Source organism: Yoonia sp., assembly GCF_017854415.1.
GTDB lineage: Bacteria > Pseudomonadota > Alphaproteobacteria > Rhodobacterales > Rhodobacteraceae > Yoonia.
On sequence record NZ_JAFMHR010000156.1, the window covers coordinates 1 to 6,140 of the forward strand.

Annotated in this window: 6 protein-coding genes; 3 read left to right on the plus strand and 3 right to left on the minus strand. The window is 56.1% G+C overall.

Annotated features, from left to right (window positions below; genetic code table 11):
* From uraD to QZ197_RS14110, 3 genes are all read left to right on the plus strand, one after another.
* A partial coding sequence (gene uraD / locus QZ197_RS14100; protein WP_296432766.1) for a 2-oxo-4-hydroxy-4-carboxy-5-ureidoimidazoline decarboxylase occupies window positions 1-332 on the plus strand: 332 nt, incomplete at its 5' end.
* The gene (locus QZ197_RS14105; RefSeq protein WP_296432767.1) at window positions 329-814 is read left to right on the plus strand and encodes an ureidoglycolate lyase; all 486 of its coding nucleotides are present in this window, start codon (window positions 329-331) and stop codon (window positions 812-814) included. The genes uraD and QZ197_RS14105, both read left to right, overlap by 4 nt.
* Window positions 815-870: 56 nt before the next feature.
* The gene (locus QZ197_RS14110; protein WP_296432768.1) at window positions 871-2,292 is read left to right on the plus strand and encodes a nucleobase:cation symporter-2 family protein; all 1,422 of its coding nucleotides are present in this window, start codon (window positions 871-873) and stop codon (window positions 2,290-2,292) included.
* Between the two features lie 232 nt (window positions 2,293-2,524).
* Here the strand turns inward: QZ197_RS14110 and QZ197_RS14115 are convergent, their stop codons facing one another.
* The 3 genes from QZ197_RS14115 to QZ197_RS14125 all read right to left on the minus strand — a co-directional run bounded on the left by QZ197_RS14115 (window position 2,525) and on the right by QZ197_RS14125 (window position 5,992).
* Window positions 2,525-3,373, minus strand: coding sequence for a bifunctional allantoicase/(S)-ureidoglycine aminohydrolase (locus QZ197_RS14115; protein ID WP_296432769.1), 849 nt, complete (start codon window positions 3,371-3,373; stop codon window positions 2,525-2,527).
* 900 nt (window positions 3,374-4,273) lie between these two features.
* The gene (locus QZ197_RS14120) at window positions 4,274-4,975 is read right to left on the minus strand and encodes a VIT family protein (protein WP_296432770.1); all 702 of its coding nucleotides are present in this window, start codon (window positions 4,973-4,975) and stop codon (window positions 4,274-4,276) included.
* Between the two features lie 36 nt (window positions 4,976-5,011).
* Window positions 5,012-5,992: an FAD:protein FMN transferase gene (locus QZ197_RS14125; RefSeq protein ID WP_296432771.1), complete on the minus strand. Its 981-nt coding sequence runs from the start codon at window positions 5,990-5,992 to the stop codon at window positions 5,012-5,014.
* Between the last annotated feature and the right edge of the window lie 148 nt (window positions 5,993-6,140).

Below are 6,140 nucleotides of genomic sequence, written 5' to 3' on the forward strand. Positions count from 1 at the left end.
AACGTCTTGGCGTATTGACGGCCCACCCTGATCTGGCGGGCAAATTGGCCGAAGCCAAGCGTTTGACTGCTGAGTCCACAGCAGAGCAAGCCTCTGTTGGGTTGGATTCCCTGACGGATGAAGAGCGCGCAAGTTTGACCGCGATGAACACAGAATACACATCGAAATTTGGTTTTCCTTTTATCATTGCCGTGCGCGACAACACCAAAGCGTCGATCATGGCAGCCTTTCAGCGCCGCATCAGCAATGACCGCGACACTGAATTCACCGAGGCTTGCCGTCAGGTCGAACGCATCGCAGAACTGCGCCTTCTTGAGAAGTTCAGCGCATGAGCAATCGCATCAAAATGCAGCTATTGACCGCCGCCGCGTTCGTGCCATTCGGTGACGTCATGGATGCATCAGGTGCGCCGGACAAGTTGATCAATCAAGGCAAATGCGGGCGGTTCCACGACATGGCGCAACTGGATTTTTCAGATGGCGCGGCAGGGATCAGCATTTTTCAGGGCGAGGTGGAAACACTGCCTTTGACGTTAGAGATGGTCGAGCGGCACCCCGACGGCAGTCAGGCGTTTGTGCCGATGTCTTTGGACCCGTTCTTGGTTGTTGTGGCAAGTGATGAGGCGGGCGTACCGACGAACCCCCAAGCATTCATCACCGCACCCGGCCAAGCCATCAATTTTCATCGGGGGACATGGCACGGTGTGCTGACCCCCTTATCCAAACCAGGGCTGTTTGCTGTCATCGACCGCATCGGGACAGGTGCAAACCTGCAAGAGCACTGGTTCGATAAAAGCTACATCATCGAAAGGTGAGTGGAGCAGTTGGTGAAAGCCCAGCACCAAGAACATTAAGGGGAGGAAAACCAACAATGTCAGATACATCCATCGGGACGCCAGAACAAATGCGCGATCCTAACTACATGCCACCGGTCTATAAGGCGGTCCCACTGGGGCTTCAGCACGTTTTGGCGATGTTCGTCTCAAACGTGACGCCCGCGATCATCATCTGCGGTGCTGCTGGCATCGGTTTCGGATCAGACCAAGGCGCGCTGGGCTTTCCAGCGATGACTTACATGATCCAGATGTCGATGTTCTTTGCAGGCATTGCCACATTGATCCAGACAATCGGTATAGGCCCCGTCGGTGCCAAGTTGCCAATCGTGCAGGGTACATCATTTGCGTTCATTCCAATCATGATCCCGCTGGTTGCGGGCAAGGGGGAAGAAGCGCTCGCCGTGGTGATGGGCGGTGTCTTGGTCGGTGGTTTGTTCCACGCATTCCTTGGCCTGTTCATCGGTAAAATCCGCTTTGCCTTACCACCACTTGTGACAGGCTTAGTTGTGACCATGATCGGCTTGGCTTTGGTCAAAGTTGGCATTCAGTATGCGGCTGGCGGCGTCCCCGCGATTGGCACCGAAGAATACGGTAGCCTGCAAAACTGGACTGTCGCGGGCATCGTGATCGTTGTGACGCTGGCGCTGAAGTTCTATGCGCGCGGTATGGTTGCGATCTCTGCGGTCGTGATCGGATTGCTTGTTGGCTATGCCGTCGCTGCAATGATGGGCATGGTTAGCTTTGGCAACGTCGGTCGCGCTGCGTCCTTCTCGCTGCCGAACCCACTGCATTTTGGTCTGGAATTCAGCGTTGCTGCAATCATCGGCTTCTGTCTGATGGGCTTTGTGTCTGCGGTTGAAACTGTAGGCGACGTATCTGGTATCACCAAAGGTGGCGCTGGTCGCGAAGCAACTGACAAAGAGATCCAAGGTGCGACTTTTGCGGATGGTCTGGGTACCGCGGTTTCTGGTGTGTTTGGCGCACTGCCAAACACATCGTTCAGCCAAAACGTTGGTTTAATTGCAATGACAGGTCTGATGAGCCGCCACGTTGTTACCATCGGTGCATTGTTCCTGATCGCTGCTGGCCTGATCCCGAAAGTGGGCGCAATCATCTCGACCATCCCAATCGAAGTACTAGGTGGTGGTGTGATCGTGATGTTCGGCATGGTCGTGGCTGCGGGTATGTCGATGCTGTCTGATGTGGACTGGAACCGTCGCAACATGGTGATCTTTGCAATTGCTTTGTCGCTGGGTCTTGGTCTGCAGCTAGAGCCGGGCGCCTTGCAGCACCTGCCAAGCACATGGAAAGTTCTTGCGACTTCGGGCATCTTGCCTGCTGCGCTGATTGCGATCGTGTTGAACCTGATCCTGCCAGAAGAACTGCCAGGCGAAGCGACCGAAGAAGTATCCGGTGGCATGTCCGGTAACGGCAAAGGCAAGCTTCCACACGAGTAAGCTTAAGATAGAAAGCCCCGCCGCATCTGTGGCGGGGCTTTACGCCAAGGCTGTGCCTTTGGCACGCAACAATCCCGACATCGTAAGACATGACAAGAAAGGCGCAACTCAGGTTGCGCCGTCTTTGTTTTGTCTGGTCGCAAACTATGCATGGCGGCGCGATGTGTTTGGCAATAAAAAACCCCGCTCCAAAATGAATGGAACGGGGGCAATCAAACGACTGGTGTCGACGTTACCTAAGTGAATGCGACAGCGTACTCGCTGGACGCAGTGCCATATGCCGGTTCACGTCCTTGTACAAAAGATACCGGAACTTGCCTGGGCCGCCCGCATAACAGGCCTGCGGACAAAACGCGCGCAGCCACATGTAATCGCCTGCTTCAACCTCGACCCAGTCTTTGTTCAGCCGATATGCAGCCTTGCCTTCAAGAACATAAAGCCCGTGTTCCATGACATGAGTTTCCAAGAACGGAATAACCGCACCCGGCTCAAACGTGACCACGGTAACGTGCATATCGTGGCGCATATCGGTCGGGTCAACAAAGCGGGTCGTGGCCCATTTGCCGTCAGTGCCGGGCATTACAGTAGGGGCCACGTCATTGTCATTGGTCACGATGACATCCGGCAAAGCCAGCCCGTCGACCTCCTCGTACGCTTTGCGTATCCAGTGAAAGCGCAGCATCTCTGTGCCCTTGTTGTGCAGGGCCCAATCGGATGAAGGCGGCAAATAGGCGTAGCCACCCGGTATCATCTGATGTGTTTTGCCATCAACGGTCAGCGTCGCTGTGCCCTCGACAATAAATAGAACGCCTTGTGCCGCAGGGTCCAGTTCTGGACGGTCAGAGCCGCCACCGGGGGCCACTTCCATGATGTACTGCGAAAATGTCTCTGCAAAGCCACTGAGGGGACGCGATAGGACCCAAAGCCGTGTGCCGTTCCAGAATGGCAGAAAGCTGGTGACGATATCGCGCATCGTACCCTTCGGGATCACGGCGTAGGCATCCGTAAAGACGGCACGATCTGTCAGCAGTTGGTCTTGACCGGGATGACCCCCGGTAGGGGCGTAATATTTGGCTGACATCGTAATCCTCTCGGAGTTGTGGCTGAGTTTACTATGGGCATGCTGTGCTGCTAGGGCCATTGACGATGTGGTGACAGGACTTTCTGGTTTTTCTTGATAATTGGCGGCTATTCTCGCGGCTCAAATCAAGCAGATGTAACAGGTTGATGGCAAGCGCTGCTGCTGGGCCGGATTTTGGCTGCGGACATAACCGCACTCGCTGGGGGTGGACTGCAGTATTTCGTGTGCAGTATGTGTGCCACTTGGACGCAAAAACCCGATCGCGAACGGTGAGGAGTAGTATCAATGCCCAACGACACAGCCGGCGCGGCGGCGAAACTCTCTGTCGCCCCGATGATGGATTGGGTCATGACTTCGATTTATACATTATAAAACAATTATTTGATCTTCCACGAAGACCAATGTTGTAAGTGATGTTGTAAAATCCACTGAAGATTGGGGCGACTGATAGGACGGACAATCACGCTCAGTACGACAATGACGAGATAATGGTATTCGATCGAGCTTTGAGTTGACATTGGTTGCCTTGCTGAAAGCGGCTGTTCTTTTTGGCTAGTCGTGGTTCAACTAGGTGAGAGAAAGGCTGAACTCGCTGCAACAGCAAGCTTGGCTGCAATACCATTCATTGCGGACGTTACTTCTGAGTGTCTGACATCAGCACGTTAGGGACAGATTTGAGAATTAGAATAGCGGCTGAGTTCTGGTTCGTCATAGTTTTCAAGGAGTGAAGCTGAGCAAGACCATCCTCCAGACGAAAATCTCCACATTGATATCAAAAAAGATATCGAACCGGATGTACTTCGATAAACCTCAACTACCTTGGGTTTTTTGCTGCCTTGTATAACCGAAATCACCAAAGCTTTTGAGCGATAGCGTTTCTTCCCCATGTGGACAAAATTTTTAGCCAGCTGCAACCCCGAAAACCGTACCCACAACAGCAGTCGCCGCCATGGCAAGCGCGCCCCAGAATGTCACGCGTACTGCCCCCTTGGTGATCCCAGCTCCTCCAACCGATGCGCCAAGCCCACCCAGAACGGCCAACGCAACAAGCGTTGTCACAGCGACGACCGAAGTGATCTGTGCCGTTGGCGACAGCGCGGCCATGATCAGCGGCACAACCGCGCCAAAGCTGAAGGTCGCCGCAGAAACAAGGGCTGCTTGAATGGGATGTGCTACGACTGTCTCTGATATCCCAAGCTCATCGCGCACATGCGCGCCCAATGCATCCTTCTTGGTCAGTTGAACAGCGACCTGGCGTGCGAGCGCTTCATCGAGCCCGCGCGTGAGATAAATACTGGTCAGTTCGTTGAGTTCCTCCTCAGGAGTTTCCGCTAACTCCTTGGTTTCGCGCGCGATATCTGCCTGCTCCGCATCGGTTTGCGAACTGACCGAGACATATTCACCCGCCGCCATGGACATGGCACCAGCTACAAGCCCCGCAAGTCCAGCGATCAAAATCTCGGGGCGTCCCGACCCCGCAGCGGCCACGCCGACCACGAGGCTCGCCGTTGAGACAAGGCCGTCATTTGCACCAAGGACCGCGGCCCGCAGCCAGCCGATCCGATGCACCATATGGGTTTCCGAGTGTGTCAAGCGGCTCATGATGCTTTACCTTTTCGTTCAGTTTGATTTGGAAACCTATCGATCAAGTCCCGAAATGCCCTCTGACGGCTGTTCCGAAAACAGGCGACCAACGGCTTTGCTGTGAAAGCCGTTCTGGTCATCGCGCACCAGAAACAGCACATCCAGTCCACGTTGCTCGGCTAGCGTCGCCCCTGCATCAACCCCAAGAACCATCAGCGCAGTGGCCCATGCATCGGCTTCGGCACAGGTCTGCGCGACCACGGTCACCGAGGCGGGCGGCGCAAGGAGCGGCGCACCTCGTGAAGGGTCCATGGTATGCGACAGCCGGCGGCCCTGCACTTCGACCCAATGGCGGTAATCGCCCGACGTGGCGACGGCGGCGTCTTGTAATGCAAGCACCGAATACGGCGCGCGGCGCGCAGGGTCAGGTGCTTCGACGGCGATGGTCCATGGCGAGCCATCAGGCCGCAACCCCACCGCGCGCATTTCACCGTCGATCCCGACCAGAGCCGCCGGAATACCGAGCGCAACCAACTTATCAGCCAGACGGTCAACCCCATATCCCTTGGCGATACCGTTCAAATCCAGTGTAATATCGGCGGTCTTGCGGACACGGGCGCCAGCAACATCAATCTCGAGCGCAGTCTCAACTCGACGACGCGCCATCGCAGCCCTGATGTGCGTAGGGTCGGCTTCATCCGCGCCGAAACCCCAAGCCGCCACCGCATCACCAAGCCCCATGTCAAACGCTCCGCCAGAGGCCCGCCCGACATCGCGCCCGAGCACCAAGACATCCAGCAACCGCGCTGGGACCGCCTGCCATACGCCGACAGGTGCCGCATTCAGGCGCATCAGGTCGCTGTCGGGTTTCCACGTGGACATCTGTGCGTCCACTTCATCCACTGCAGTCTGTAGCGCCCCGCGCGCGGACTCCGGATCAAAGCTTGGGTCTGCATGGAACTGCGCTGACCAGCGCGTGCCCATTGTTGGCCCATGCAGCGCGTAGCGAGTTGGATCAGTAGACATCTTCGACATAGCGGCCCTCTGCCCTCAACGCCTGCGGCGTCAGTCCCATTGGTTTCAGAATATCAGCCAGCGCATCCGTGACGCCGGTCGCCATGCCGCGCCCGCCGCAGACCATGATGCGTGCTCCGTCTCGGATCAGGCGGGCCACTTCGGTCCC

Coding starts and splice junctions, on each gene's coding strand:
- QZ197_RS14120 (WP_296432770.1), bottom strand. CDS start 4,975: ATGAGCCGCTTGACACACTCGGAAACCCATATGGTGCATCGGATCGGC.
- QZ197_RS14115 (WP_296432769.1), bottom strand. CDS start 3,373: ATGTCAGCCAAATATTACGCCCCTACCGGGGGTCATCCCGGTCAAGAC.
- QZ197_RS14125 (WP_296432771.1), bottom strand. CDS start 5,992: ATGTCGAAGATGTCTACTGATCCAACTCGCTACGCGCTGCATGGGCCA.
- QZ197_RS14110 (WP_296432768.1), top strand. CDS start 871: ATGTCAGATACATCCATCGGGACGCCAGAACAAATGCGCGATCCTAAC.
- QZ197_RS14105 (WP_296432767.1), top strand. CDS start 329: ATGAGCAATCGCATCAAAATGCAGCTATTGACCGCCGCCGCGTTCGTG.